Origin of the sequence: Eilatimonas milleporae (assembly GCF_003688555.1) — a bacterium.
Taxonomy (GTDB): domain Bacteria; phylum Pseudomonadota; class Alphaproteobacteria; order Sphingomonadales; family Kordiimonadaceae; genus Eilatimonas; species Eilatimonas milleporae.
This window is the reverse complement of record NZ_REFR01000009.1, coordinates 340,877-367,793: the sequence shown is the minus strand read 5'-3', so window position 1 is coordinate 367,793 and position 26,917 is coordinate 340,877. Positions and strand designations below refer to the sequence as shown.

23 protein-coding genes are annotated in these 26,917 nt (G+C 62.4%); 17 read left to right on the top strand and 6 right to left on the bottom strand.

The features are described from left to right. Positions 1-87 precede the first annotated feature (87 nt). The 16 genes from BXY39_RS02475 to ftsZ all read left to right on the top strand — a co-directional run bounded on the left by BXY39_RS02475 (position 88) and on the right by ftsZ (position 21,158). The gene (locus tag BXY39_RS02475; RefSeq protein ID WP_170163566.1) at positions 88-2,598 is read left to right on the top strand and encodes a zinc-dependent metalloprotease; all 2,511 of its coding nucleotides are present in this window, start codon (positions 88-90) and stop codon (positions 2,596-2,598) included. 433 nt (positions 2,599-3,031) lie between these two features. Then, complete coding sequence (locus BXY39_RS02470; RefSeq protein WP_121937242.1) at positions 3,032-3,499, top strand: division/cell wall cluster transcriptional repressor MraZ; 468 nt, start codon at positions 3,032-3,034, stop codon at positions 3,497-3,499. After that, positions 3,499-4,527, top strand: coding sequence for a 16S rRNA (cytosine(1402)-N(4))-methyltransferase RsmH (gene rsmH / locus BXY39_RS02465; protein WP_121937241.1), 1,029 nt, complete (start codon positions 3,499-3,501; stop codon positions 4,525-4,527). Before BXY39_RS02470 ends, rsmH begins: the two co-directional genes overlap by 1 nt. Next, positions 4,524-4,910 carry a cell division protein FtsL gene (ftsL, locus tag BXY39_RS02460; protein WP_121937240.1) on the top strand — a complete coding sequence of 129 codons (387 nt, stop codon included), beginning with the start codon at positions 4,524-4,526 and terminating at the stop codon, positions 4,908-4,910. The genes rsmH and ftsL overlap by 4 nt, the downstream gene beginning before the upstream one ends. Further along, entirely contained in the window at positions 4,907-6,595 is a 1,689-nt protein-coding gene (locus tag BXY39_RS02455) for a peptidoglycan D,D-transpeptidase FtsI family protein (RefSeq protein ID WP_121937239.1), read from the top strand. The genes ftsL and BXY39_RS02455 overlap by 4 nt, the downstream gene beginning before the upstream one ends. Positions 6,596-6,636: 41 nt before the next feature. Next, complete coding sequence (locus BXY39_RS02450) at positions 6,637-8,127, top strand: UDP-N-acetylmuramoyl-L-alanyl-D-glutamate--2,6-diaminopimelate ligase (RefSeq protein WP_245998945.1); 1,491 nt, start codon at positions 6,637-6,639, stop codon at positions 8,125-8,127. After that, positions 8,124-9,581 carry a UDP-N-acetylmuramoyl-tripeptide--D-alanyl-D-alanine ligase gene (locus BXY39_RS02445; protein WP_170163565.1) on the top strand — a complete coding sequence of 486 codons (1,458 nt, stop codon included), beginning with the start codon at positions 8,124-8,126 and terminating at the stop codon, positions 9,579-9,581. The genes BXY39_RS02450 and BXY39_RS02445 overlap by 4 nt, the downstream gene beginning before the upstream one ends. Before the next feature lie 34 nt (positions 9,582-9,615). Next, a complete protein-coding gene (gene mraY, locus BXY39_RS02440; RefSeq protein WP_121937236.1) occupies positions 9,616-10,692 on the top strand; it encodes a phospho-N-acetylmuramoyl-pentapeptide-transferase in 1,077 nt (358 codons plus the stop codon). A gap of 49 nt (positions 10,693-10,741) precedes the next feature. Further along, positions 10,742-12,136 carry a UDP-N-acetylmuramoyl-L-alanine--D-glutamate ligase gene (gene murD, locus BXY39_RS02435; protein WP_211332040.1) on the top strand — a complete coding sequence of 465 codons (1,395 nt, stop codon included), beginning with the start codon at positions 10,742-10,744 and terminating at the stop codon, positions 12,134-12,136. Next, on the top strand, positions 12,133-13,302 hold the full coding sequence (ftsW, locus tag BXY39_RS02430) for a putative lipid II flippase FtsW (RefSeq protein WP_121937235.1): 1,170 nt from the start codon (positions 12,133-12,135) through the stop codon (positions 13,300-13,302). Before murD ends, ftsW begins: the two co-directional genes overlap by 4 nt. Next, positions 13,299-14,417, top strand: a complete 1,119-nt coding sequence (murG, locus tag BXY39_RS02425; RefSeq protein ID WP_121937234.1) for an undecaprenyldiphospho-muramoylpentapeptide beta-N-acetylglucosaminyltransferase — start codon at positions 13,299-13,301, stop codon at positions 14,415-14,417. Before ftsW ends, murG begins: the two co-directional genes overlap by 4 nt. After that, complete coding sequence (gene murC / locus BXY39_RS02420; RefSeq protein ID WP_121937233.1) at positions 14,414-15,850, top strand: UDP-N-acetylmuramate--L-alanine ligase; 1,437 nt, start codon at positions 14,414-14,416, stop codon at positions 15,848-15,850. The genes murG and murC overlap by 4 nt, the downstream gene beginning before the upstream one ends. Before the next feature lie 77 nt (positions 15,851-15,927). Then, positions 15,928-16,860: a UDP-N-acetylmuramate dehydrogenase gene (murB, locus tag BXY39_RS02415; RefSeq protein ID WP_211332091.1), complete on the top strand. Its 933-nt coding sequence runs from the start codon at positions 15,928-15,930 to the stop codon at positions 16,858-16,860. Beyond that, on the top strand, positions 16,857-17,861 hold the full coding sequence (locus BXY39_RS02410; protein WP_121937232.1) for a cell division protein FtsQ/DivIB: 1,005 nt from the start codon (positions 16,857-16,859) through the stop codon (positions 17,859-17,861). Before murB ends, BXY39_RS02410 begins: the two co-directional genes overlap by 4 nt. Before the next feature lie 63 nt (positions 17,862-17,924). Then, positions 17,925-19,196 carry a cell division protein FtsA gene (gene ftsA, locus BXY39_RS02405; protein WP_121937231.1) on the top strand — a complete coding sequence of 424 codons (1,272 nt, stop codon included), beginning with the start codon at positions 17,925-17,927 and terminating at the stop codon, positions 19,194-19,196. A gap of 75 nt (positions 19,197-19,271) precedes the next feature. Continuing rightward, complete coding sequence (ftsZ, locus tag BXY39_RS19635; protein ID WP_121937230.1) at positions 19,272-21,158, top strand: cell division protein FtsZ; 1,887 nt, start codon at positions 19,272-19,274, stop codon at positions 21,156-21,158. Positions 21,159-21,236: 78 nt separating this feature from the next. On the opposite strand, the gene BXY39_RS02395 is transcribed toward ftsZ, so the two are convergent. From BXY39_RS02395 to pgsA, 4 genes are all read right to left on the bottom strand, one after another. Then, positions 21,237-21,971, bottom strand: coding sequence for an SIMPL domain-containing protein (locus tag BXY39_RS02395; protein ID WP_121937229.1), 735 nt, complete (start codon positions 21,969-21,971; stop codon positions 21,237-21,239). A gap of 225 nt (positions 21,972-22,196) precedes the next feature. Then, positions 22,197-22,661, bottom strand: a complete 465-nt coding sequence (locus BXY39_RS02390; protein WP_121937228.1) for a molybdenum cofactor biosynthesis protein MoaE — start codon at positions 22,659-22,661, stop codon at positions 22,197-22,199. Between the two features lie 13 nt (positions 22,662-22,674). Beyond that, positions 22,675-22,926 carry a molybdopterin converting factor subunit 1 gene (moaD, locus tag BXY39_RS02385; protein ID WP_121937227.1) on the bottom strand — a complete coding sequence of 84 codons (252 nt, stop codon included), beginning with the start codon at positions 22,924-22,926 and terminating at the stop codon, positions 22,675-22,677. A 41-nt stretch (positions 22,927-22,967) separates the two neighbouring features. Beyond that, complete coding sequence (gene pgsA, locus BXY39_RS02380; RefSeq protein ID WP_121937226.1) at positions 22,968-23,519, bottom strand: CDP-diacylglycerol--glycerol-3-phosphate 3-phosphatidyltransferase; 552 nt, start codon at positions 23,517-23,519, stop codon at positions 22,968-22,970. Between the two features lie 231 nt (positions 23,520-23,750). Between pgsA and BXY39_RS02375 the strand changes: the two genes are divergently transcribed. Further along, a complete protein-coding gene (locus BXY39_RS02375; protein WP_121937225.1) occupies positions 23,751-24,158 on the top strand; it encodes a VOC family protein in 408 nt (135 codons plus the stop codon). A gap of 45 nt (positions 24,159-24,203) precedes the next feature. Here BXY39_RS02375 and uvrC read toward each other — a convergent pair whose 3' ends face one another. Both uvrC and folB read right to left on the bottom strand, forming a co-directional pair. Next, positions 24,204-26,057, bottom strand: coding sequence for an excinuclease ABC subunit UvrC (uvrC, locus tag BXY39_RS02370; protein WP_121937224.1), 1,854 nt, complete (start codon positions 26,055-26,057; stop codon positions 24,204-24,206). Between the two features lie 443 nt (positions 26,058-26,500). Next, positions 26,501-26,914, bottom strand: coding sequence for a dihydroneopterin aldolase (gene folB / locus BXY39_RS02365; protein ID WP_121937223.1), 414 nt, complete (start codon positions 26,912-26,914; stop codon positions 26,501-26,503). Positions 26,915-26,917 lie beyond the last annotated feature (3 nt).

Below are 26,917 nucleotides of genomic sequence, written 5' to 3'. Positions count from 1 at the left end.
TTATGACGTCAGTCGGTCTCTCGGCTAAGGTCCTGGGTCATACCTGCCCAAAGGCAGGTGCGAAAACGATCCATCGGGGGGATGTACATGAAAACGGCTGTCAGAACATTTGTGTTGCTGGCCATGATTGCCGGCGGTGCGGTGCATGCGCAGGAAGAGCAGGGTGATGAGAAACGCTTTGCCGACCTGACGGCCGGGCTGGAGCTGCGTGCCGGGCTGGTCGACCTGTATGCGGATACGGAAAAGGCAAAAATACTGGCTGCGCTGCCGGCGCCGGATGAAGACGGCATCGCCGGGCGCTATCTTCTGGCCGAATATCTCACCGGCGGCCTTGGCTCCAACCCGCTGGGGCTGGACCGCAGCGTTCCCTCCGGCACGCGCCTGATCCATCTGAAGGCCGTTGGAAAACGACTGATGGTGGAGGTTGAAAACACCGACTTTCGGGCCAGCAGCGGCCGCGCGTCGGAGGAACGCGCGGTCGAGACCAGCTTTGCCCGGTCCATCATCTGGTCCGGCGAGATACTGGCGCGGGAAGACGGTACAGGCCGCCTGCTGGTGGATATGACCGGATTTTTCATGCGTGACGCCATCGGCGTGACGGCCCGGCTGAAGGCTCGCGGACAGGGCAGTTTTTCCCTTGATCCGGGCAGAAGCTATGTGGACCTGGGCCAGACGCACAGTTTCCCCTTGAATGTGGAGGTGGATGCCCACCTGACCTTTAAAGGGACGGAGCCGGGCGAGGAGGTGCGGACCACGACGCCGGTGCCGGAAGCCGTGACCCTTATCGCCCATACAACGTTGATGAAACTGCCTGAGCCGGGATATGAACCCCGTCTGTACGATCCGCGCGCCGCCCTGATCGGGACCACCCATATCGATATGTCCGCGCCGCTTGACGGCGACACGGTGGTGCGTATGGCCCGCCGCTTCCGGCTGCAAAAGGATGCGGACGGCCAGGTGATCAGGCCCATCGTCTTTTATGTGGACAGCGGCGCGCCGGAACCGATCCGCAGCGCGCTTGTCGAAGGCGCCTCATGGTGGGCGGCGGCTTTTGAGGCTGCCGGGTTTCCGGGCGGATACCGTGTCGAGGTACTGCCCGAGGACGCACATCCCCTGGACGCGCGCTATAATGTGGTGAACTGGGTGCACCGGGCAACGCGCGGCTGGTCTTACGGTGCGGCGGTGCATGACCCCCGCACGGGTGAGGCGCTGCGCGGTGTCGTGCTGCTCGGCTCGCTCCGGGTGCGTCAGGATATCAAGATTTTCGAAGCCCTGCTCGGTGCCGGCAAAACCGGTACCGGTGCGGCGGATGACCCGGTGGAAATCGCGTTGGACCGTATTCGCCAGCTTGCGGCCCATGAGGTGGGGCATGCTCTCGGCTTTGCCCACAATATGGCGGCCAGCACCTATGGCGGCCGGGCCAGCGTCATGGATTATCCCGCGCCCGATATCCGGCTGGATGCGGGCGGCGTACCGGATGTGTCGCGGGCTTATGCCGTGGGCATGGGGGTGTGGGATATGTGGACGGTCAATTTCCTTTACGGCGATTATGGCGGGCGCGATGACCGGACGGCCCAGGATGCGTTGGTGGCCGAAGCCGCGCGGCAGGGGTACCTCTATGTCGGGGATACGGACAGCCGGTCTGTCGGCACCGGGCACTGGCGCGGTGCGCTGTGGGATACGGGCGAGGATGCCGTTACCAGTCTGCGGCGCACCCTGTCACTCAGACGGTATGCGCTGGACCGGTTCGGCGCGCGCAATCTGCGTCCCGGCGAACCTGTGGCCGCATTACAGACAAAGCTGGTACCGCTTTATCTGTATCACCGGTATCAACTGCAGGCGGCGGCAAAGTGGCTGGGCGGTCTCGACTTTGTTTACCGTCTTAGCGGAGACGGCGCGCCGGACGCTCGTATTCTGCCATGGACCGATCAGGAACGGGCTTTGACTGCCCTTCTGGATGCGCTTTCGCCCGAAGTGCTGGATGTGACCGATCCGGTGCTTGCGGCCCTGGCCCCGCTTGAGCGCGGCGATGACGACCCGCAGTTTCAGCGCGAGGTTTTTGCCGCGCGCACCGCGCCGCAATTCGATCTGGCGCGCGCTGCGGAAGTGGCCGCCAATCTGACTCTTGAGGCCATTCTGGCGCCTGCCCGTGCCAGCCGTCTGTCGGAGCAGGGGCGGCTGGACGGTCATCCCGGTCTTGCCGGTGTGTTGCAGCGTGTCAGCGCCCGCCTGGCCGCGCAGCCCCGTCGTGAAGGAGAGCGGGCGGCATGGCTGCGTGGGATTGTCCTGGGGCGCTATGTGGAACACCTGATCGCGCTGCGTGAGGCCGGCGGCCATGCCATGCCCGTCCGGGCAGAGGCCGATGCCGCGCTGGCAGATCTGTTGCGGATGCTGGAAAGACGCCGCGATGACGTGGCCGCGGCACTGACCCGTCGCATCGAGGACGCCTTTGCGCGGGCCCGTACACCCGCCGTTGTCCCGCCCGGCAGGCCGCCGGTGCCTCCGGGCAGTCCCATCGGTGCCGGTGGCGCCCGCGACCCGTTACAGCAGATGCGCGAGACCTGCTGGCATTGTGATGCCGCCATGGCCGGGATGTGACAGTGTGCTGAGGGACCGGTCCGTATACCGGTCTAAACGCTGGAATAAGGGGGGCTTCGGGCCCCCTTATTTGTTTTGGCGCTCTTCTATTCGTTTTCATGAATGGAACATATCATGAACAAATAACTATGAAGTCTTTTAAAGTAGTGAGCACGTTTTCCCAGGTGCGGTGTTTTCAAATCGCAGAAAACCTTGTTTATTCGTCTTGATTCCATTGACGCCCATAAAATCCCATGATACCCCATACAAACAGGGTAAAAACCCTAAGGCGCCCGAAATGGGTCTTCCGTGACGGCGGAAGGCCGGCACGGTTCGCAAAGACAGACGGTTTCGAGGACGGCTGGCGTTCTTAAAAAAAACCGCGCGGACACGGCTCAGGCTCAGGGAGAGCATCTTTCAGGTATGGGCGCCGCAGGTGGGGGACTGTTGGGCAATGGCATTGTTCCTGTCCACATTCACGATGAAGGTCGACAAGAAAGGGCGCGTCTCGGTCCCCGCGCCCTTTCGTGCGGCCGTGGATGGCGGGTCCTTCAAAGGCGTGGTGGTTTATCGGGCGCTGAAAGGCCACTTCCTCGAAGGAGCCGATCTGGCCTATCTGGAAGACCTGTCCCAGAAAATCTACAGTGATTTCGGTCCTTTCGACGATGATCAGATGGCCGTGGCCACGGCCATTCTGGCCGGAGCCAGCCAGCTGCCGTTCGACGGTGACGGGCGGGTACTGTTGCCGCCGGACCTCAAGGCTTTCGCAGGGATCGAGGATCAGGCCACCTTTGCCGGTATCGGTCACAAATTTCAGGTCTGGAACCCTGCCGCATTCGAAGCCCACAAGGCGGCGCAATTGCCACTGGCGCCCAAGGCTGCCGCGAAACTGACCCCCTTCCCGCCGCGAGGGCAGTCATGATGGCGGGGGCGGATACATGCCGGCCCGCCGTCACCACCGCCGTGTCGAGCGGCCACATCCCCGTCCTTGCCGCTGAAATCGTTGATGCGCTGGCGCCCAGGGCCGGTGACATCATTGTGGATGCGACCTTCGGGGCCGGCGGATACAGCCGTGCCCTGCTGGCGGCTGCGGACTGTCATGTGGTGGCGCTGGACCGCGATCCGGATGCAGCAAGCCGGGCGGCGCGTTTCGCCAGCGATGTGGCGCCGGCGCGATTTACTTTTCTGCCCGGCTGTTTTGGCGATCTGGACACCTTGTTGCCAGCAGGCGGCTTCGACCGTGTGGACGGTATTGTTTTCGATGTCGGTGTATCGTCCTTTCAGCTGGATGAGGCTGAGCGGGGCTTTTCCTTCCAATCCGACGGGCCGCTTGACATGCGCATGAGCCGTGTGGGCGAAAGCGCGGCCGATATCGTCAATGCCTACAGCGAGGCCGAGTTGGTCGCCCTGTTCAGGGAATATGGCGAGGAACCGAAGGCCCGGCGGATCGCCGCCGCCATTGTCGCGGAACGGGACGGGACGCCCTTTTCCCGCACACATCAGCTCGCCGATCTGGTGGTGCGCACGGTGGGCCAACCACGTCCGCGTAAAGGCCGGAAAACCGTTCATCCCGCGACCCGTGTGTTTCAGGCTTTGCGCATTCTGGTCAATGATGAGCTGGGCGAATTGCGGCGCGGTCTGCTCGCGGCCGAGGCCCGTCTTAAAACCGGCGGGCGTCTTGTCGTCGTGTCTTTCCATTCGCTTGAGGACCGCATCGTGAAAACATTTCTGGCGGAGCGGGCGGGCCGCGTACCCGCCGGCAGCCGCCACCGCCCGCCCAGTCTGGAGGCGGCGCGTCCGCCGTCATTCGACCTGAAGCGAAAAAGCGCGGTCAAGCCGACGGCGGCCGAAGTGGATGCCAATCCGCGCGCGCGGTCGGCCCGGTTGCGTGCCGCCGTGCGCACGCCGGCGCCCGTCTGGGGCGCGAAGGACGGGGAGGGGTGGTCATGATGCGGCGTATTCTGCCCTGGATCGCGGCCGGCTTGGCCCTGATCGCCGGTGTCGCGGTGATGCAGCTGAAATTCGCCGTGCAGGAAAAGGCGGACGATGTCGCCGCGCTCGCGCAGACCATTCGCCGCGACCGCGAAGCCATCCGTGTGTTGGATGCCGAGTGGACATATCTGACCTCGCCGGCGCGTCTTCAGGATCAATCTTTGCGTTTTCTGGCGCTGATGCCGCCAAAGCCGGAACAGATTGTCGGCAATCCCACCGTCATTCCTTTCCGCCCTCGCGGGCTTGAGGCTCCGTCCGATCCCGGTGTGATGCGGGACGGGCGGGACGGTGCGGTTACGGCGTCCGAAACATACAAAAAAACAAAGGGGCAAAGACCATGAGGGCGATGGCGGCAGAGCGCGGTGTTTTTCTGGATGGCGAGCGGAAATGCGCTATGGATGTGGCGCGCGGCCGTCTCGTGGTGGCGGCCTTTCTGTTTGTCGCGGCTTTTTGCGCCCTGATGGTGCGTACGGTCGAGCTAGGCCTGTCTGCCCCCAGTGCCGTACCGCGTCAGGTCGCCGAACTGCCGTCCCTGCTGCCGCAAATGGCGCGCGCCGATATTGTCGATCGACGCGGCGAGGTGCTGGCCACCAATCTTCAGGCGGCATCGCTTTATGCCGATGCCAGCAGAATTGCGGACCCTGATGCAACCGCGCAGGCGTTGGCCGCCATTCTGCCCGGCCTGCCGGAAGCAGACATCAGGGCACGTCTGGCATCCGGCAAGCGGTTTGTCTGGATCAGGCGCAAGTTGACGCCGCGCCAGAAATGGCAGGTGAATGCGCTGGGCAATCCCGCTCTGGGCTTCCGCAACGAGGAAGAACGTGTCTATCCCCACGGACGGCTGGCCGCGCATGTGCTGGGCCATGTGGATGTGGACGGTAACGGCCTTGCCGGTGTCGAGCATTATTTCAACACGGCCCTGACAAACAGCAATGGCAATGGCCAAACGCTGGCTCTGTCCCTGGATGCGCGGGTGCAATATGCGCTGGCCGATGAATTGGAAGCGGCCATGCGTGCCCATCATGCCAAGGGTGCCGCCGGTGTTGTGATGGATGTCAATACCGGCGAGGTTCTGGCGCTGGTCTCGCTGCCGGATTTCGACCCCAACGCAGCGGCCGGCACGGTGGCCAAGGCCCGCTTCAACCGGGCGACGCAAGGGGTTTATGAGCTTGGCTCCACCTTCAAGACATTTACCTTCGCCGCCGCCCTTGATAATGGCATCGCGGGCCTTGGCGATGGCTATGACGCCACGAAGCCGCTCAGAGTATCCCGTTTCCTGATCCGTGACGATCACCCCAAGGCCCGGTATTTGAGCCTGCCGGAAATCTTCGCCTATTCATCCAACATAGGAACGGCACAGCTGGCCCTTGATCTTGGAACGGATCGTCAGCGCCATTTCCTGGACAGCATAGGCTTGTTGCAGCCCGCAGCGATTGAACTGACGGAGGTGGGCGCGCCGCTTTATCCCGCGAACTGGCGCAAAACCGCGACGGTGACCATTTCATACGGTCACGGCATCGCCGTCAGCCCGATACAGCTGGCGCGCGGCATTGCCGCAATGGTGAACGGCGGACGGCTCATTCCTGCCACACTTGTCGCCAAATCTGGCACTCCGTCACCAGGCGAGCAGGTCATTTCGGCATCCACCAGTCGCAAGATCCGACAGCTTTTGCGTATGGCCGTGAAAAAGGGCACGGGCGGCCGCGCGGAAGCGGTCGGCTACCGCGTTGGCGGAAAAACCGGCACGGCGGAAAAACCGGCCGGTGGCATGTATGACCGCGGGGCTTTGATCTCATCCTTTATCGGATCCTTTCCCATGGACGATCCGCAATATGTGGTGTTCGCCCTGTTGGATGAACCCAGGGGCATTGAGTCCACACATGGTTTTGCGTCCGGCGGTTGGACGGCGGCACCGGTCGTGCGCAACGTGATCCTGCGTACGGCGCCCCTGCTGGGTGTGGCGCCGAGGCCGGAAAATGACAGCCTGTACCGTCAGGTGGCGCTGATGATTACGGATGACGACTGACGATGACTGAGCGATACCGGGGATAAGAAGTACGGATGACCATGCGTCTCACAGATTTGCTCGGCCTTGCCTCCGACACCGTGCAGGATCCGGAGATCCGGGGCCTGACGGCGGACAGCCGGTCTGTGCGTCCCGGTGATCTGTTCGCCGCATTGCCGGGTGTTCAGGCGGACGGTCGTGACTTTATCCCGCAAGCGGTGGCGGCTGGGGCTTCTGTCGTTCTCGCCCCTCAGGGCACGGACGTGCCGCCGGGCGTCGTGCTGATCGAGGCCCGTAATCCACGGCGCCGTTATGCGGAACTGGCGGCACGGTTCTTCGGTCCGCAACCGAAAACACAGATTGCCGTAACCGGTACCAACGGCAAGACCTCGACGGTCGAATTTGTCCGCCAGATCTGGCAGGACGCGGGGTGTGAAGCCGCCAGCGTCGGCACGCTGGGCGTTGTCAGCGGTCCGCTCAGCCGCCCCGGCGGCCTGACGACACCGGATCCGGCACGATTGCATGAAATGCTGCATGACCTGGCCATGGCCGGTGTGGACCATGTGGCGCTGGAGGCGTCGTCCCATGGCCTGGATCAACACCGGTTGGACGGGGTCAGCCTGTCGGCGGCGGCCTTTACCAATCTGACGCGCGATCATCTGGACTATCACAAGACGGAGCGGAATTACCTGTTTGCCAAGGCCCGGTTGATCGGCGAACTGCTGTCGCCCGGCCAGCCTGCGGTTATCCATCTGGGGACACCGGCGGGTCTGGTGATGGAGGATCTGGCCTGGGGGCGCGGTCTCGCCACCCTGACGGTCGGACGGGATGACCGGGCCGACCTGCGGCTTGTGGACCAGACGGCCAGCCCCGACGGCCAGTGTCTGTCGGTTGCGTTTGAAGGGCGTTTGTATCAGGTGGACCTGCCGCTGATCGGTACCTTTCAGGCGGATAACGTTCTTGTCGCCGCGGGTCTGGCAATCGCGACAGGAACCGCGCCGGATGCTGCCTTTGCCGCCCTCGGACGTTTGCAGGGTGTGCCGGGACGTATGCAGTATCTGGGGTCGACAGGGTCGGGCGGCAGCGTGTTTGTCGATTATGCGCATACGCCCGATGGTCTTGCCGCCGTGTTGTCGGCCGCGCGGGCGCATCATCCGGCGCGGCTGCATGTGGTTTTCGGTTGTGGCGGCGACAGGGATCCGGGCAAACGTTCTGAAATGGGCGCCGCCGCCGCAGGCCTGGCCGATTGCGTCTATGTCACCGATGACAACCCGCGCAGCGAGAATGCCGCCGCCATCCGCGACGAGATCATGGCCGCCTGTCCCGATGCCGCCAACATCGGTGACCGCAAGGCGGCCACGCAGGCCGCGGTTGAGGCACTGAAGGCCGGCGACATTCTCATCGTTGCCGGCAAGGGACATGAGGAAGGACAGATTATCGGTGATACGGTCCGGCCTTATTCGGATATTGAGACGGTGGCATGTCTGCTGGGTATGGCATCCGGCCCGGTGCGGCATGGGGTGCGGCATGGTGGCGAAGGGAACGGCCTATGACCTTGCGCGAGCCTCTCTGGACATCGGCCGAACTGACCAATATCTGCGGTGCGTCCAGTGACCGCCTTTGGTATGCTGACGGTTTGCAAATCGACAGCCGTGACATCGTGCCGGGCGATTTGTTCGTCGCGCTGCCAGGTGTGCGCATGGACGGCCATGATTTTGTCGATCAGGCGCTTGCAAACGGTGCCTCTGCGGCATTGGTGCGGGCTGACTGGGCCGAAGACCGTTCGGATAAAAGCCGATTGTGTATTGTCGAGGATACGGCCCGGGCCCTGACCGTCATGGCCCGCCATGCCGTCCGGCGTGCGCCTGTGCGTCTGGTCGGGGTGACGGGCAGTGCCGGCAAGACCAGTGTCGTACAGGCATTGCGGCAGGCACTGAGCCTTCTGGGGCCCACCCATGCCAGTGTGCGCAGCTTCAACAATCATGTCGGTGTGCCGTTGTCCATGGCACGTATGCCGCGCGACAGCCGTTTCGGCGTGTTTGAAATGGGGATGAGCGGCCCGGGTGAAATCTCGGCGTTGAGCCGCCTTGTCCGTCCCGATGTGGCGGTTGTGACGACGGTCAGTCTGGCCCATGCCGCCGCCTTTGACGGGGATATTACAGGGATTGCCCGCGCCAAGGCCGAAATTTTTGACGGCCTGGTGCCGGGCGGCGTCGCCGTCATCGGCATGGACCACGGCGAAGGTGATATTCTGACCGGGGCCGCGGCTGCCAGCGGCGCCCATGTGATGATCGTCTCGGCCAGCGGTGCGGCAGATGTGTGTGTCGCGGCACGGGATGCGGATCAGGACGGCACGCTTGTCACGGCGGGTCTGGGGGATGAAAAAATCACTTACCGTATCGGCGTGCCCGGTGGGGAGTGGGTTTTGAACAGTCTGCTGGTGCTCGGCGTGATGCGGGCCCTGGATGTCGATCATGGCCATGCGGTGCTGGCCCTGGAAACATTGCGCCTTGAAGAGGGTCGCGGCATGGCCCGGCATCTGATGGTCGACGGCCGCCGCGTCCTGCTGATCGATGATAGTTACAAGGCCAATCCTGCCAGCGTACGGGCGGCACTGGCCCGTCTGGGTCTGGCCCGGCCGCAGTCCAGCGGGCGCCGTATCGCCATATTGTCGGATATGGCCGAACTGGGACCGGCGAGCGCCAAGGCGCATGCCTCGCTTGTCCCGGCGATGGCCGCTGCGCAGGTGGACCGGGTGATCGCTGTCGGTGCCGGGATGGCGCGGGCGGCCGCTGCCGCCGGTATCGCCGTGACCGTTATGGACAATGCCGCATCCGTTGCGGAAGCCCTGCCGGATATGCTGAAGGACGGCGATGTGTTGCTGGTCAAGGGCGCGAACAGCGCCGGACTGCATACGGTGGTCGGTGCCCTGACCGGCAGCGTCGATCCGGTGCCGCAGCCCGCGCGGATGACAGCGGCGGCCGGCGCTCTGGCGGCGGCCTGGTAGGAGATGTTTCAGGTGGTGCGTAAGGAGTCCATCTATGCTTTATAATCTGCTGGCCCCGCTTGCTGATCAGGGCGGCCTGTTCAATCTGGTGCGGTACCTTACCTTCCGTACCGGAGCGGCGGTCATCACGGCGCTGATCATCTGTTTCGTCTTCGGCCCGGCTATTATCAACTGGCTGAAAAGCAAACAGAAAAAGGGACAGCCCATTCGCGAGGACGGGCCGGAAAGCCATATCCTGACCAAGGCGGGCACGCCGACCATGGGAGGGTTCATGATCCTTCTGGCGTTGGGTCTGGCCACTTTGCTGTGGGCGGATCTGGCCAATCCGTATGTCTGGGCGGTTCTGGCCGTGACGGTCAGTTTCGGTATGATCGGTTTTCTGGACGACTATCTGAAGGTGACGAAAGCCTCACCGCAGGGGGTTCCGGGCAAGATCAAGTTCACAGTCGAATGGCTGATCGCCGGGGCCATTGCGTGGTGGCTCGCCGATTTGCACGGGCCGACCCTGTCATTGCCGTTTACCCAGGCATTCCTGGTCAATCTGGGCTGGCTGTACATTCCGTTTGCCGCTTTTGTCATTGTCGGTTCGTCCAACGCCGTCAATCTGACCGACGGACTGGACGGTCTGGCCATCGTGCCGGTGATCATCGCCGCCGGCGCCTTCGGTTTTATCGCCTATATGGTGGGTAATACGGTTTACAGCGACTATCTGGGTATTCCCCATGTCGGCGGTGCCGGAGAACTGGCAATTCTGGCCGGTGCCCTGATTGGCGCGGGTCTTGGGTTTCTGTGGTTCAATGCGCCGCCCGCCATGATTTTCATGGGGGATACGGGATCGCTGGCGCTTGGCGGTACGCTGGGCACAATGGCGGCCGTCACCAAGCATGAAATCGTTCTGGCGATTGTCGGCGGCCTGTTCGTGCTGGAAACCGTGTCGGTGATCATACAGGTGGCGTCATTCAGGTTGACGGGGCGGCGTATCTTCCGCATGGCGCCGTTACACCATCATTTTGAAAAAAAGGGCTGGGCCGAACCGACGATCGTGATCCGCTTCTGGATCGTGTCCGTCATTCTGGCCCTGATCGGACTGGCAACGTTGAAGCTGCGGTGAGGCATGACCGGGCGGCGATAACGGGACATCGGGCAGGAAACGGACAAGCGTGATTATACCGGCACAATACAAGGGACGGCAGATCGGTGTTTTCGGTCTGGCGCGCACAGGCCAGGCGGCCGTGGCCGCGCTTGAGGCCGCGGGCGCCCGCGTCACGGCCTGGGATGATGACGCCGCCCGTCGCACCGCCGTCGGCGGCAGTGTCGTCGATCTGATGACCGTCGACCTTTCGCGAATGGAGGCGATCGTGCTGGCGCCCGGCGTGCCGCTGACCCATCCGGCGCCACACCCGCTTGTGGTCCGTGCCAAGGCGGCCGGTATTCCCCTGATCAGTGATCTGGACCTGTTTGAAGTGGCACGTGCGGGTCTGGCCAACCATGTCTGTGTCGGCATTACCGGCACCAATGGCAAATCGACCACCAGCGCGCTGGTCGACCATATGATTTCCTTTGCCGGACGTCCGTCCGCCCTGGGGGGCAATATCGGCACGGCGGTTCTGGCGCTGGAGCCCCTGCCGCCGGGCGGGACATATGTGCTGGAATTGTCATCTTTTCAGCTGGATCTGACCCGCGCGCTTCATGTCAATATTGCCGTGCAGTTAAACATATCGCCCGATCATCTGGACCGGCATGGCACAATGGAGGCTTATGTCGCCGCCAAGCGCCGTCTGTTCGACATGCAGCGCCCGTCGGCGCTGGCCATCGTCGGCGTGGACGATGCCCACGGTGTGGCCCTGGCCGATGATCTGGGGGCGGCCGGTCGTCGCGTGGTGCGGATTTCCGCGCTTGAGGCCCTGCCGGGCGGTGTTTTCGCCATAGGCGGCTGGCTTTATGATGCGGTTACCGGCGAACCGACGCCCATTCTCAATCTTGCCGAAGCGCCCAATCTGGCGGGCCAGCATAATGCGCAGAATGCCGCTGCCGCCTACATGGTCGGCCGCACGCTGGGGCTTGACCGGAACAGTCTTGCCGATGGCTTGAAAAGCTTTCCGGGGCTTGCGCACCGCCAGCAGCTTGTGGCCGTGCATGAAGGCGTGCGTTTCATCAATGATTCCAAAGCCACCAATGTGGCGGCTGCGGAGCGGGCGCTTGCAACCTTCGGACATATTCACTGGATTGCCGGCGGTCTGGCCAGTGAGGAGGATCTGGCGCCCCTTGTCGCGCATACGGAACGGATGACACGCGCGTATCTGATCGGCGAGGCCGCCCCCCGCTTCGCGGCCGCGCTGGAAGGCAGTGTGCCGACGGTTCATGCCGGCGACCTTGACAGCGCGGTCAGCGCGGCCGCGGCCGCCGCCGTGGCGGGGGACGTGGTTCTTTTGTCGCCGGCTTGCAAGGCTTTTGACCAGTTCGACAATTTTGAGGCTCGGGGCGATGCCTTCTGCACGGCCGTGGTCCGGCTGTCGTCAATGGGCGGTCAGGCGCGGCGGGAGAATGGAGCATGATTACATTCTCCCGCAGTGACACGTCGCTCATCGCCCGCTGGTGGTGGACGGTGGACCGCTGGATGCTGGTGCTGGTCATGGTGCTGGTGGCTCTGGGGTTGTGGCTGACCCTGTCCGCCAGCCCGGCGGTGGCGAACCGGCTGGGGCTGGACAGTTTTCACTTTGTCCGCAAGCAGACGCTGTTTCTGTCCCTGGCGGTACCCTTGATGATCGCGGTATCCATGTGCCCCGATCACGTGATCCGCAGGATCAGTATTCTTGTGTTCCCCGGAACGCTGCTGTTGCTGATTTTGACCCTTTTGGTGGGGCCGGAGATCAAGGGCGCGACGCGCTGGCTGTCACTGGGCGGGTTCGGTCTCCAGCCGAGCGAATTTCTCAAACCCTTTTTCGTGGTGGTGACGGCGTGGTTGCTGTCCGCCGATTTTACCGATGCCGGTATTCCGGCCAAGGCCATATCCACCGGCGTATTCTGCCTGGTGGCCCTGTTGTTGCTGTTGCAGCCCGATTTCGGACAGACGGTCCTGATCGGCGGTGTCTGGCTGGGGCAGATGGCCCTTGCGGGCCTACCGCTGATGGGGTTGATGATCGCGGCGGTCGTCGGTGTCTTCGGGCTGTCGCTCGGCTATCTGCTGCTGCCGCATGTGGCCAGCCGGATAGACCGGTTTCTCGATCCGGCCAGCGGCGATACCTATCAGTCCGACAAGGCACTCGATGCCTTTGAGGCCGGCGGATTTTTTGGCCGGGGGCCGGGAGAGGGATCCGTCAAGCTCAGCCTGCCCGATGCGCATACCGATTATATTTTTGCCGTTGCCGGCGAGGAATTCGGCGCTTTTGCCGCGGTCATGCTGCTGCTGTTGTTTGCGGGCATCGTGGTGCGCGGGCTGGCCCAGCTTCTGGACGAGGATGACCCCTTCCGCCTGATCGCGGCAGCCGGTCTGCTGATGCAGTTCGGTTTGCAGGTGATCATCAATATCGGGGTCAGCCTGGGCATGTTGCCTTCGAAAGGGATGACGCTGCCTTTCATTTCCTATGGCGGATCGTCGCTTCTGGCGCTGGCGGTCACCATGGGCATGGTGTTGGCCCTGACACGGCGCAACCGCTTTCTGGGGCCGTCTTTCAGCGGGGCGACACTCAGGCCCGGACACAGACAGGGCTGGGCGTCATGACGGATGATATGCGTGAAAATCCGCACGTCGTACTGGCCGCTGGCGGTACCGGCGGGCACATGGTGCCGGCGGAGGCCCTGGCCGGGGTTCTGACAGGGCAGGGGCATGATGTGCTTCTGGTCACGGATCGCCGGGGGGACCGGTTCCAGAATATCTGTCAGGGGCTGCCGCGTCATGTCATGGATGTGGAAAGTCATATGGCCGGCGGTGTTGCCGCCAAACTGCGTGGTTTGTGGAGCCTGCTGCGTGCGACCCTCGCCATGCGCAGTGTTTTCCGCAGCGACCGCCCCGGCGTCGTCGTCGGTTTTGGCGGTTATCCCAGTCTTCCGCCCATACTGGCCGCACGGCTGCTGGGTATTCCCTATGTGCTGCACGAACAGAATGCCGTTCTGGGCCGTGTCAACCGCTGGCTTTCAAAAAGCGCGGCCCTGCTGGCGTTGAGTGTTGATACCACCAGCGGCGTGCCCCGGCAGGCACAGACGGTCACCACCGGCAACCCGGTCCGTTCAAGCGTGGCCAAACTGTCCAACCTGGCGTATGCCACGCCGCTGGGCGGTGGGGACATAAGGCTGTTTGTCATCGGCGGCAGTCAGGGCGCGCGTATCCTGTCCGAAGTGGTGCCGGCGGCTCTCGCGAGCCTGGATGAGGATTTGCGCAGGCGCCTTGTCGTCACCCATCAGGCCCGGGCCGAGGATATCGCCAATGTGGTCAGGGCCTACAAACGGGCCGGTATCCGCAAGGAGGTCGGCGCCTATTTCGAAAATGTCGCCGGGACCCTTCAGCGCACGCAGCTTGTGATCTGCCGCGCCGGGGCCTCGACCCTGGCGGAACTGGCGGCCATGGGACGCCCCGCCATTCTGGTGCCGCTGGCCATTGCCGCCGACGATCATCAGCGTGCCAATGCCATGCCCCTGGTTGATGCCGGAGGGGGCTGGATGATGGAAGAGACCGATTTCACGCCTGACGGGCTGGCCACCTTGTTGCGGCGTCTCTTGAGTGACATGGGAGAGCTGCGCGATGCGTCCGACGCCCTGCGCGGTATCGGGCAACCGGATGCCGCGGTGCAACTGGCGTCCCATGTCACGGATTTTCTGGATGACGGGGTCCCGCAATGAAAAATCTGCCCTTTGATATCGGTACCGTTCATTTCGTCGGCATTGGCGGCATCGGTATGTCCGGCATCGCCGAAGTGATGCACAATCTGGGCTATCCGGTGCAGGGCTCCGACATTGCCGAGAATGCCAATGTAAAGCGCCTGAAGACCCTGGGTATCCGTATCGCCACAACGCAGGAAGCCGGCAATCTGGGAGACGCCGGTGTAGTGGTGGTGTCGTCGGCCATTACGGAAGACAATCCCGAAATGATCGCCGCGCGTGCCGCCGGCATTCCCGTTGTCCGCAGGGCCGAGATGCTGGCCGAACTGATGCGGTTGAAATGGTGTGTCTCGGTGGCCGGCACCCACGGCAAGACAACGACCACGTCGATGGTGGCCGCCGTGATCGATGCCGGCGGGTTCGACCCCACGGTGATCAATGGGGGTATCATCAATTCCTACGGCACAAATGCCCGGCTGGGCGCGGGCGACTGGATGGTGGTTGAAGCCGATGAGTCCGACGGAACATTCGTGAAATTGCCGGCCACGCTTGCGGTGGTGACCAATCTGGACCCTGAGCATCTGGATCATTACGGCACGTTTGAGGCGGAAAAACAGGCCTTCCACAGCTTTCTGGAACGGGTTCCCTTTTACGGAGCCGCCATTCTCTGCCTGGACCATCCGGAGGTGCAGTCGCTGATTGCGGCACTGGGTGACCGGCGCGTTGTGACATACGGCTTTTCACCGCAGGCCATGGTCCGGGCCGTGAATGTACGGTCGGACAATGGCGTTTCCCGTTTTGATGCCGACATCAGTCTGGGACACGGTGCGGGCGCCGGGGACGGCGAACGGTTCCTGACAGGCATTACCCTGCCCATGCCGGGGCAGCATAATGTTCAGAACGCCCTGGCGGCCATTGCGGTCGGATTGCAGATGGGCATCGACGAAGAGACAATCAGACATGCCCTGGCCGGTTTTGGCGGGGTCAAGCGCCGCTTTACCCGTGTCGGCGAGGGCGCCGGCCTGCAGGTGATCGACGATTATGGCCACCATCCGGTTGAAATCGCCGCCGTCCTGAAGGCCGGTCGTGACAGTTATGCCGGCCGTGTCATCGCGGTGGTGCAGCCGCACCGTTACAGCCGGCTTGAAACCCTGTTCGAGGATTTTTGCACCTGTTTCAATGATGCCGATACGGTCATCGTGGCGCCTGTCTACGCGGCCGGCGAAGCGCCCGTACCGGGGCTGTCCCACGAGACCCTGGCGGAGGGGTTGGTTCTGCATGGCCACAGGTCTGTGGTGACGGTGAACGGCCCTGACGATCTCGCGAAAACAGTTCTGGAGCATGGTCGGCCCGGGGATCTGGTGATCTGTCTCGGCGCGGGGTCGATCACCCAGTGGGCCCAGAGCCTGCCGGAAGCCCTGGACAGACAGGCAAGTGGTGGAGACGCGGCATGATGGCGAACCGGGCGGTGGAAAAAACCGTATCAGCATTGCAGGGACGTGGCGACATAAGCGGTACGGCCGGGCCGTTGATGGCACGTCTGCCCAAGGTGCGCGGGCGCCTTGCCGAGTATGCATCACTGGCCCGGTTAAGCTGGTTTCGCACCGGCGGTCCGGCTGAAATTCTGTTTGAGCCCGCGGATGAGGACGATCTGGTTTGCTTTCTGCGCGGACTGCCGGGCGATGTCCCGCTGACGGTGATCGGTGTGGGGTCGAATCTGCTGGTTCGTGACGGCGGCGTTGACGGTGTGGTCATACGCCTGGGCCGGGCTTTCGCCGGTATCCGTGCGCGCGGTGACATGGTCAAGGCGGGTGCCGGTGCCATGGACGTGCATGTTGCGCGGGCGGCGGCGGATGCCGGCGTTGCGGGGTTGGAGTTCCTGATCGGTGTGCCCGGCACCATCGGCGGGGCCATTGCCATGAACGCAGGCGCTTACGGGCATGAAGTGGCCGATGTGGTGCAGCATGTGCGTGCGGTGGACCGTTGGGGACATGTGCAGGACATGACCCCGGCTGACCTGAAATTCAGTTACCGGCGCAGCGTTGTGGATGACAGGCTGATCCTGCTGTGCGCCTGCCTGAAGGGCATGGCCGGTCAGTCCGCCGATATCCGTGCCCGTATGGCGGACATCAGCGCGCAGCGGTCCGACAGCCAGCCCATCGGCACGCGGACAGGCGGCAGCACCTTTAAAAATCCCGCGTCCGAGACTGGCGGCGGTCAAAAGGCGTGGGAGCTGATTGACCGGGCCGGATGCCGGGGCCTTGCCGTCGGTGACGCCCAGGTCAGCGAAAAACATTGCAACTTTCTGATCAATCGCGGCCGGGCCAGTGCCGATGATATTGAACGTCTCGGAGAAATGGTACGGGCCCGTGTGCGGGATGAGACCGGGGTGATGCTTGACTGGGAAATCCGCCGGATCGGCAAACCCGGCGTTTCACACGAAAGCGGGGAGGCGCAGGGATGAGTACATCCCGCAGTGCCGTTCTGATTGGTGCGGTGGCAGGCCACGACAGGCCCTGTCGTCCCGCATCCAGTGCCCAGCAGGCCCGGCCCATCAGTCCGGTCCGTATACCGGTCAAGCGGATTGCCGGCCAGAAGGTACTGGTCAAAAAAGCACTGGCCAAAAAGGCGTTGATCAATCGGGCCCTGGCGAAACCGGTGCCGGTCAAACATGATCCTGTCAGCGGGGTTGCGATCAAATCGCCGTGGCTTAAAAACCTTCTGCCGTTTGGCGTCATGCTTGGCCTGATTGGTCTGGTCACGGCTGTGAGCCTGGACAGAACCGGCCTGTGGATGGTTGAAGCCAGCCGTGAGGCCGGTTTCATTCTGCGGTCAGTGGATGTTGACGGGGCCGCGCGCACCAGCCAGCAGGATATCATGTCTGTTCTGGACATCGATACCGGTATGCCGATGTTCGCCATCGACATCGATGCGTTGAAAACGCGGCTGGAAGGTTTGTCCTGGGTGAAGCAGGCCGTTGTACAACGGCATCTGCCGGGCGGGCTGTCAATCCGGCTTGTCGAGCGCGAGCCCTTTGCCTTGTGGCAGCAGGGCGGCAGGGTGCGGTTGGTTGATGCCGACGGTGTGGTGATCGACATCAGCAATCTGACGCCCTTTGCCGGACATATGCTTTTGGTCGGCGAGGGGGCGCCTGAGGAAATCGGGGCGCTGAAACGGCTCATGGACGCAGCACCCGGTCTGGCGCCGCGGATCCAAAGCGCCGTGCGTGTCTCCGGGCGGCGCTGGGATCTGGTGTTTGACAATGGCGTGCGGCTGAAGCTTCCAGAGGACGGCGGTGTTTATCCCGCAGCGGACGCTTTCGCCCGGTTTATCCGGCTTGAAGAGCAATATGCCCTGCTGGCGCGGGAAATCAGTGTGATCGATATGCGTCTGGCGGATCGACTGGTGATGCGGGTGACGCCTGCGGGGCGCCGGGTCATGGACGGTATCGACCTGACGACCTGATGAACTGATGACCTGGCCGGTGTGCCGGCAGGTTCGTGTGATGTGAGTATGGGACCTTGAAGGATGGCTGAAGCGGTAACGGACCAAAACGGGGTGGAAGGCACGGTCACGGCCCTTGACGTCGGGGCCCACAAGGTCGCCTGTCTGATTGCCGATGTCCGTCCGGGCGGTGTCATCACCGTCAGAGGGGTCGGCAACCGTGCCAGCGCCGGCATTGCCGGCGGTGCCGTTGTCGATATGGCGGCTGCCGAAAAGGCAATCCGGGCCAGTGTCGACCAGGCTGAAAAAATGGCTGGAAAACAGGTTGCCGATGTTTTCGTATCTCTCTCCGCCGGCCGTCCGGCCAGTGACATTGTCGAAGCCGAAGTCGCCCTTGACGGCCATGTGGTCAGCGAGGCCGATATTGCCCGTGCCCTGCGTCAGGCACGAGAGCGGATCGATGTGGGGGAGCGTCATATTCTGCATGCTTTTCCGGCCGCCTTCGCGTTGGACGGGCATTACGGTGTGAAGGCACCCGTCGGTCTTCACGGGCAGGCACTGACGGTTGCCCTGCATGTGATTACCGTTGACAGTGCGCCGATGAAAAATCTGGAGGCCTGTGTCCGCCGGGCGCATCTGGATGTCCGGGACATGGTGCTGGCACCCTATGCCGCCGGTCTTGCCGCACTGGTGGAAGACGAGGCCCGCATGGGAGCCGCCTGCATTGACATCGGCGCTGGCAGCACGGGATTGGCCCTGTTTGCGCAAGGCGCGCTTGTCCATTCCGAAATCCTGCCCGTGGGCGGTGCCCTCGTGACCGAGCAGATCGCACGGGCGCTGACAGCCCCCTTCGATGAAGCGGAGCGGTTGAAAACCTTTCACGGCGGCGCTGTGCGGGACGGTGCCGACGAACGGCTTGAAATCGAGGTGGTGCAGGTGGGCGAGCAGTCCGCCGCTGACAGGACCATACGCCAGCCGCGTGCTCGGCTGACCGATGTCATCCACCGGGAATATTGCGGCCTGCTGGCGGAAGTGAAAAGCGCGCTGACAACCGCCGGGTTCGCCGGCGAAAGCAGCCGCCGCATTGTTTTGACCGGCGGCGCCGCACTGGTCGAGGGAATGCGGGACCTGGCCGCCGACCGATTGGGCGCCAGCGTGCGGATCGCGCGGCCCCTGCCGCTGGCCGGGCTGCCCACGTCGGCGCAGTCACCGATTTTTACCGTTGCCGTCGGACTGCTGAAATATGCCGCCCTGCATGGCGGCGAAAACAACCGCGCCATTCTGGGCGGAACAAAAAGACCGGACGGGGATCGAGGCCTTGCCAGGCTGTGGCGCTGGATAAAGGCGAGTTTTTGATGAAACGCACCGCATTGCCAGTGGTCTGAAACTGCCATGCGGGGTAAAACAGGATAATGATGGAGGACAAGGGCCATGCCGATCGATTTTGAATCCACCGAACTGACCGAGCTGACGCCGCGCATCGCCGTCATGGGCGTTGGCGGAGCCGGCTGCAACGCCGTGACCAACATGATCCGCGCCGAATTGCAGGGCGTGGATTTCATTGTCGCCAATACGGATGCCCAGTCTCTTACGGATTCAGGCGCCGGCAACAAGATCCAGCTGGGTGCCCAGATCACCCAGGGGCTCGGAGCCGGCGCCCAGCCCAAGGTCGGGCAGGCCGCCGCCGAGGAATCGCTGGACCTGATCGACCAGACGCTGAACGGGTATCATATGGCCTTTATCACCGCCGGAATGGGAGGGGGGACCGGTACCGGCGCCGCCCCTGTCATTGCCCGGCGGGCCCGTGAAAAAGGTGTCCTGACGGTCGGGGTGGTGACCAAACCCTTCCAGTTTGAAGGCGGCCGGCGCATGAAGATCGCCGAAAGCGGTATTCAGGAACTGGCGGCCGAGGTCGACACCCTGATCATCATCCCGAACCAGAACCTGTTTCGTGTCGCCAATGAGCGTACCACCTTCGCCGAAGCGTTCGCCATGGCGGACGAGGTTCTGCATTCCGGTGTGCGGGGCATCACCGACCTGATGGTCATGCCTGGATTGATCAACCTTGATTTTGCCGATGTTCGTACCGTCATGTCCGAAATGGGCAAGGCCATGATGGGCACCGGCGAGGCCGAAGGCGAAACCCGGGCCGGCGAGGCTGCCGCCGCCGCCATTTCCAACCCGCTGCTGGAAGAAGCGTCGCTCAAAGGAGCGAAAGGCGTCATCATCAATGTGACGGGTGGCATGGACATGACGCTGTACGAGGTGGACGAGGCCGTTAACATGGTGCGCGAACAGGCCGATCCGGATGCCCTGATCGTTTTCGGCTCCGCCTTTAGTCAGGATCTGGAAGGACGCCTGCGCGTGTCCGTCGTCGCCACCGGTATTGAAGGCGGCAATCTGGCCGGACTGCCCACTGCGGACCGTCAAAGCGTTAGGGGGGCATCCCGTCCCGTTTCCGCCCCCGTGACGGAAACGCCGGCATCCACCCCGTCTTCCGCGCATGTCGCTGAACAGGCTGTTGCCGAAGGGGCTGATGCGGCCCCGGTGGCTGAGCCCGCCGTATCGGTGCTTGCACAGCCGGTCGCCGATGAGGAAAGTGTTGCCCCGGTGGCCGAAGCCCCGGTTGCCGAGACAGCCGTCACGATGGACGCGCCGGTTGAAAACCCACCCGCGACGCCGTCTGAAACCCAGCCCGAGGCGCCGTCCGATCCGCTTGATATGACTGGCGATCAGGGGGGCGATGTCGCGGATCCGGTACCGGTTTCTGCCATGGACGCTGAAACCCGGCAAGCCGACACGACTGTGGCAGCCGTCGACGCACTGGAGGAAAAGGCTATCGCCGCGCGGGCAGAGGATCTGTTCGTGGCCGATGCGCCGATGGCACCGAAAGCGTCCAGCGCGGCTCTCGGCGAAACCCCGCCTGGCGCCGAGCCGTTGACCCGGGCCAATGCCTTTGACGAGGCTGCCTATCTGAGCGGTACGTCGGAAAGTCCGTCGCCCGCCGCACAGCAACAGACAGCCGGAACCACCCCTCGGGCATCCGTCGAAGAGCCTGCCAGGCCTGCGGCCAAGCGCAGTTTTTTCCAATTGATGACGGCGGGATTGCGGGGTGCTCAGGAAGGGGAAGACCTGCCGACGGTTCGCCAGCCGGCGGCCTCTAACGATACGGGGGCCCGGCCCGCTCCAGCGGCAGCACCCGCCAGGGATCAGGCAGGTCTGGGTGCGGTACAGGCGGATGACCGTCCGGCAGCGCCTGCCGGTCGTGGTACCGAGCAGTTGGAAATTCCGAGTTTTCTCAAACGCCAGCAGAACTGACCGGCGTTCAGCTACCGGGACGTGAAGAGGCCGGGGGATGTTTTCCCCGGCCTTTTTGTTGGTTGCAAACTGTCTGCTTCAGTCTGTCAGCAGATAGTCCATTGTGACAACGATGCGGATTTTTTTGTGAATCTGGCCCGGTTCATAGAGACCCGGTGCATTGTCGGCGGGCTGGATTTCGAAAAAGCCCTGACGGGCGCGCCGAACGCCGCCCACCGCTGTCTGGGAATCGCTGGCGAACTGCCCGGCGGCCAGCCGGGCATTGGCTGTCGCTTCGGCGATCATGGCCGGTTTGATGTCGTTCAGGCGGGTGAACAGGAAATGTGGGCCGCGCCCCTGGTCATAACCATCAAGATTGCCGAGAATGACACCGGCATCCAGTAGCGCACCGATATTTTCCGCCGCCGAGGCAATCGCATCCACCTTGTCCGTACGGACAAGAGTGGTTTGTTGCAGAAGATAGCGGTTTGTCGGCTGACCGCTGGTGTATGTGCGGGCTTCCTGATCAATCACGCGCAGGTTCTGCATCTCCGTTTCCGCATCCGTGAGACCGTGCCGGGTCAGGAAATCCAGAACGGCCCGGCGATCGGCCAACAGTTTTTTGCGTGCCGTATCCAGACTGTCGCTGGCGGCGACAAAACTGATGGACCAGACGGCACGGTCCGCCTGTACGTCCCGTTCCGCCAGGCCCTTGACGGTGACATACCGGTCAGTGGCCCGGGCCTTTACGATGCCGTTGCCGGTAAACCAGCCGGCAGCGGCAATCCCAAGGGCCAGCAGGGCGGCGGAAACAGGCAGGCGCATATCGAACATGTGTGAGTACTCTCCTGATGATGTCTTCGTCAGTATGAAAGGCAAGTGTGACGACAGACGCACCATTTCCGGGCAAGATCAAGACAGGCCATGCTGTCCGCCCTACGGCATCGCTATGTCCGGGTGTACCCGCAACGCCAATATCCATCACTGCCACTGCGAGTGTAAATTTCAGGCGGTGGGGCAAACCTTCAACAGCCGGTTGGTGTCGGGGAAAGGTCGGCTTTACACATCCCAGCGTTTCAGTACGCGGGCATCGCTGTCCCGCGCATCCACCCAGTGCGTGCCTGTGGCGGTTTCTTCGCTTTTCCAGAAAGGGGCCCGGCTTTTCAGATAGTCCATCAGGAAATCGGCGGCCTCGAAAGCCGCCTGACGATGGGGGGCGGCGGTTACCACCAGCACGATATCATCGCCCGGTTCCAGCCGTCCGTAGCGGTGGACAATACGGATCGCGGCCAGCGGCCAGCGGCCGGCGGCGTCAAGGGCGATCCGGTTTATTTCCCTCTCGGTCATGGCCGGATAGTGTTCCAGCGTCAGCGCGGCCAGGGTGCCGTCCATATCCCGTACCGTACCGGTGAAGGTGACGATGGAGCCGATATCGGTACGATCCTGCCGCGCGGCGTCCATTTCGGCGATGAGGTCGAAAGGATCCGTCTGGACGCGCACATGGGGGATTATGCTGCCGGGCATCGTTCCCCCTTTGTCATCCACCGGTGACCGGAGGGAAGAAAGCGACCTCATCCGCATCCGTTACCGCATGATCCAGGCCCACATGCGTCTGATTGACGGCGGCACGGATCAAAAGCCGGGTTTCGAATGCCTGGGCGTAACCGGGGCCAAGTGTTTTCAGATGTGCGATCAGATCCTCGACGGTTCTGACCGCTGCCGGTTTTTCCAGTGTTTCCTCGCCCTTGCCGATCCGCTCGCGCATCCAGGCGAAATACAGAAGTTGCATCAGGATGTCTCCAACCCGCTGTGTCGTGTCCCGAACCCTTATCAGACCATATGCTTAAGGCCGACCCGCAGATAATCATAGCCTGTGTACAGTGTCAGCACGGCGGCAATCCACAGACCCGCAAGGCCGACATCAAGCGCCGGCAGGCCAAGGGCTGCGCCGCCTTCCGCCCAGACAAGGGAGGCCAGCGCCACCATTTGTACCGTTGTTTTCCATTTGGCAAGCCAGCTGACCGGGACGCCAACCTGTATGCCCGCGAGAAATTCCCTCAGACCCGACACCAGCAGTTCCCGGCACATGATGATGACGGCGGCCACCACATGAACGCCGTTGACCCAGCCGGTGCCGACCACCATGACGATGATGGCGCCCACCATCAGCTTGTCGGCGATCGGGTCGAGGAATTGACCGATTTTGGAGACGGACCCGGTTGCCCGTGCCAGATAACCGTCGAAGAAATCCGTGATACCGGCCAGTGTGAACAGGGCAAAGGCGATATGACTGCCCAACGGCTGCTGAATGTAGAAGGTGCCGACGAGGAGCGGGATCACCACAATACGCGACAGCGTCAATATGTTGGGCAGGGTCCACATGAAGAATGTCTGATCGTCCTTCGGCCTTGAGTATACTGCACAGGCGGCAATCGATCATACCTGACAACCGGATCCTGAATGCGCGCACACCTTGGCCTGATTGATCTTCGAGGTCAATCACCCAGGGTTTATACCATAGGTTCAGGTTGGACGGTTGTTGACGGGCTGTAGGATTATGGCGGCGCATGCATGCGGTATTGGCACAAGGGTGGCAGAATCAGGGGCAGGGATATGAAGCAATCCATCGCGCATGCGGCGCTTGTCGTCCGTGACTATGATGAGGCCATCGATTTCTATACCAATGTCCTGAACTTCACGCTGGTTGAGGATACGTATCAGCCGGAACAGGATAAACGCTGGGTTCTGGTGGCACCGCCGGGGGCGGGGCCGGACGGCCTGTCCCTGCTTCTGGCCAGGGCGACGACGCCTGAACAGGCGGCCTTCATCGGCAACCAGTCGGGGGGAAGGGTTTTTCTGTTTCTGCGCACGGATGATTTTTGGCGGGATTATGAAGCGATGGTGGCGCGTGGGGTGCGCTTTGTCAGGCCACCCAAGACCGCGCCATACGGGACCGTTGCCGTTTTCGAAGACCTGTATGGCACCCTTTGGGATCTGGTGCAGTTCAAAGACCCTGTTTAGGCGATACCGCTTTCCGCTTTCGGCGATACGCCGGGTTGCGGGTGTTTATGCCTGTTCGTGGAAATGGTCGTAGATGGCCTGTGCCATGGCACTGGAAATGCCGTCTACGGCTCCGAGGGCCTGTATATCGGCATCCGCCACGGCCTTGGCTGAACCGAAATGATGCAAAAGCGCCTTTTTCCGCTTCGGCCCGATGCCCGGCACACCGTCCAGTGGGGATTTCTGGATGTCCTTTTTGCGTCTGGCGCGGTGGCCGCCGATGGCGAAGCGGTGCGCTTCATCCCTCAAACGTTGCAGATAGTAGAGAACCGGGTCACCCTGCGGCAGCATGAAGCTGTCGCGTTCGTTCATATGAAACTGCTCGCGGCCGGCGTGGCGGTCCGGTCCCTTGGAAATGGCGACCAGCGGCACGTCGGCGATCCCGAGATCATCGAGCGTTCCGGTCACGGCGGATAACTGTCCCTTGCCGCCGTCAATCAGTACAAGGTCGGGCCAGTGCCCACGCTCACGGGCGGCGTCCTCCTTCATCAGGCGGGCGAAGCGGCGGGTCATGACCTCGCGCATCATGGCGAAATCGTCGCCGGGCGTCAGTGTGTCCGACTTGATGTTGAACAGCCGGTAGCTGTTTTTGAGGAAACCGTCCGGTCCTGCCACCACCATGCCGCCGATAGCGTTGCTGCCCTGGATGTGGCTGTTGTCGTAAATTTCGATCCGCGCCGGTGGACCGTCGAGGGCGAAAGTCTCCGCCACGCCGTCCAGCAGGGCCGCCTGGCTGCTGCTTTCGGCCAGTTTGCGGTCCAGCGCCTCTTCGGCGTTGCGTATGGCGGTTTTGACGACGCGGGCCCGATCCCCCCGCTGCGGAACGCTGATCTCAACCCGGTGCCCCATGCGGTCGCCCAGGGCACTGGCCAGAAGGCTGCCGTCATCCGGCATGATGTTGGTCAGGATCAGGCGGGGGGCCGGCTTGTTGTCGTAAAACTGGGCGATAAAGGCCCCGAGAACCGTTTCCAGCCGTTCCTCGACGCTGTGGGCGGGGAAATAGGCACGGTGCCCCCAATTCTGGCCCGCCCGGAAGAAAAACACCTGTATACCGACCTGGCCGCCCTGACGCGCGGCGGCGATGATATCGGCTTCCTGAAAGGCATTGCCCGCCATGGCCTGATGGGATTGAATCTGTGTCAGTGCTTTCAGGCGGTCACGGTACAGGGCCGCCTGTTCAAACTCCAGGGCGTCGCTTGCCGTCTGCATGGCTGCTGCCAGGCGTTTCTGGATACCGGTGGTGCGTCCTTCCAGAAAGGCGCGGGCCTCCGCTACCATGTCGGCATAATCGGGCGGGCTGACCCGGTCCACGCAGGGGCCGGAACACCGTTTGATCTGATAGAGCAGGCATGGCCGCGTCCGGCTGTTCAGAACCGCGTCGGTACAGCTGCGCAACTGGAAGATCTTTTGCAGGGTGTTCAGGGTCTGGTTCACGGCACTGGCGCTGGCGAAGGGACCGAAATAGCGGCCTTTCGTCTTGCGGGCGCCCCGGTGCTTGGTGATCTGCGGCCAGGGATGATCCTCTCGCAGCAGGATATAGGGAAAGCTTTTATCGTCCTTCAAAAGCACATTGAAGGCAGGGCGGAACCGTTTGATCAGGGATGCTTCAAGCAGCAGGGCTTCGGTCTCGGTGGCGGTGGTGACAAACACCATGGACCGCGTTGTCGATACCATGCGCTGCAGGCGTGTCGGCAGCCGGCTGATCTGCGTATAGGAAAGAATGCGTTTGCGGATATTTTTCGCCTTGCCCACATACAGTACGTCACCGTGTTGATTGACCATGCGGTAAACGCCGGGCGCCGTGGGGGCCGTCCGGGCATGCTGGCGGATGATGTCCGCGCCTTCCTGCAAACTGCTCATGAGCCGATCATGCTCCGTCCCGGGGTTGTTCCGCAAGCTATCGGCGGTGATGTCGTCGCCGCCCCGTCTGCCGCAGATGGTTCGCGCAGACGACTGGCAGAAAGCCCTGACCCTGTGGCGTAAGAATCAATGTCGTTAAATTGTCATATTTTGACCGACCGATAATTTTCCACGTGGTCTGTGGATAACCCTGTGGGAAAGTCCTGCCTCAAGACTGCAACAAGGCTGTAACACTGGGGTTTTACCGGATTGCCTATTTTTTGTGCATTTTTTATAAGTCATTGATTTATATAAGGCAAACTTGTGTCAATGAGAGAAAAACAGCATCAACATATTTGTTGTGTTGTGGGGACCCATCTGCTGTGGCAGGCGATGATTCGGTGTGCAAAACTTCGATGCGGTCATGGTTAACATTTCCGGTTATCGTAAATATTGCAGAAAAGTTAAGCCCTTCTGTGACGTTCGATCTCGACCCCCACACTGTCGGCACCATCGACGGCGGTTGTCTTTTCCACCATGACACGCACGCTCACAACTCTTCGGTCGCAAAGTGTTTGTTCGGCGATGCGTTCGGCCAGGGTTTCAACCAGCTGGATATGCCCACCGGCGAGAATGAAATCGATTGTGTCGACCACGTCCTGATAGCAGACAACCCCGTCCAGTTCGTCGCCGTGATGCGGGCCGTTTTCCAGAACGGACAAGTCGACACTGATCCGCACGGGCTGGGGGGCCTGTTTTTCATGGTCCCATACGCCGATCCGGGCCTGGGCGGTGTAATTGCGTACGAAAACCCGGCGAAGACCGGGGCGCGCCGGTAAAGGCACGATGGTGGCACGGTTCAGATCGTCATCGGCCATGGG